The organism is Acetobacter sicerae (assembly GCF_011516765.1).
Taxonomy (GTDB): domain Bacteria; phylum Pseudomonadota; class Alphaproteobacteria; order Acetobacterales; family Acetobacteraceae; genus Acetobacter; species Acetobacter sicerae.
On the sequence record NZ_JAAABN010000069.1, the window covers coordinates 1 to 1,290 of the forward strand.

Consider the following 1,290-nt stretch of genomic DNA (forward strand, 5'->3'; position numbering starts at 1 on the left):
GACAACACCTGCCGCTTTGGTCGAGTTGATCGCGTTGAGAATGATGCTGTCGTCCGTCACGCTTCCGCGCGGGACCGTGATGAAAAACTGGCCGCCAGAAAGATGGCCGTAATGCAGCCCGGAACCGTATCCGTATCCTCCGCCAGCAGCAGGAACCTTCGCCGATCCGACGCCCTTGCAATCCGTCGCGTTCGTCTGCTCGATAACCGTCGCCGTCGTGCCGGTCACTGACTGGACCGCCGCGATAATGGCCGCGCGCGTGTTTTTCTCAGCGACGAGAGCATCGATGATGCGCTGGCGATAGGCTGCGTCCGTCTCGCCCGTTAGCCGGGGGAACGCGCCAGCCCCGAAATAATCATCAGCCTTTATCGAGAGGTCTGTCCCGGACGTGGTTTGCAGCCGCGTCTGATTGTTCAGATCTGCCAGTTGCAGCCAGAGCCATGCGAAAACGTTCGCGCATCCGGACAGGACGCCAACAAGGACCGGCGCTTTTTCCTGTTCGTCCGCAGCGGGTGGGGTTGGGAACCAGCCGTCAGGCAGAACCTGCCGCAGACGTGCGACGAAATCCGACTGGTCGCCGGTTGCCATCAGCCCGTCACCACGTTGATCGCGACACTGCCCGCACGCACGACCTGCGCCGTCTGGGCCGGGATGTCGGCCTGAGCGCCATTCAGGAGCACACTGCCGATAGAGGTCGGCGTGACGCCCGCATTGTTCCACGCGACCACCGCCAGACGAGCGTATGAATAGCCCGCCCCGACCGTCTGCGCGTCAATATCAGCCGTGATGGCCGTCTGCACAGCGGTTGATACAGTTGCTGTGTCTGTGCCCGCCGGAACGGTGATCGTCATTGAAACCGTGAGCAGCAGCTCGGCAGAGCGGATTGCAGAGAAGCCGACGCCACATGCCCGAACCGCATCAATAGCTGAATAAACCTCGGCCACCAGAGCGTCGGATGCGTCTCCGCTTCCGTCGTCAACCACCGCCGTGAAAAACCCGGTCCGATAGGTCTGATCCGCCGCCTCACCATCCATGATCGAATAGGTCAGGTTCGTCTGAACCCCACTGATCGCGTTCTCGATCGCTGCCGTCGATGCTGTTGCTTTCGCGGCCAACCAGAGTGGGAAGCGTGCCTTCAGAGCCGCGTCGGTCTCGCCGTCTGACCCGTTCACAAATGCGGCGCCATTCGTGCAGGTGTCGATGCCGGAGATCGAGGTGCCGAGCAGGCAGATCGTCCCTGCGTCAACATTCCCCGCAGTCCCTGCCGTCTGGCACTGGACCGGCACCGTG

The 1,290-nt window shown here is 62.2% G+C and carries 2 protein-coding genes; both read right to left on the minus strand.

Going from position 1 to position 1,290, the window contains the following annotated elements:
* A partial coding sequence (locus GVI59_RS18600; protein WP_173575523.1) for a hypothetical protein occupies positions 1-588 on the minus strand: 588 nt, incomplete at its 3' end.
* A partial coding sequence (locus tag GVI59_RS18605) for a baseplate J/gp47 family protein (RefSeq protein ID WP_173575524.1) occupies positions 588-1,290 on the minus strand: 703 nt, incomplete at its 5' end. The genes GVI59_RS18605 and GVI59_RS18600, both read right to left, overlap by 1 nt.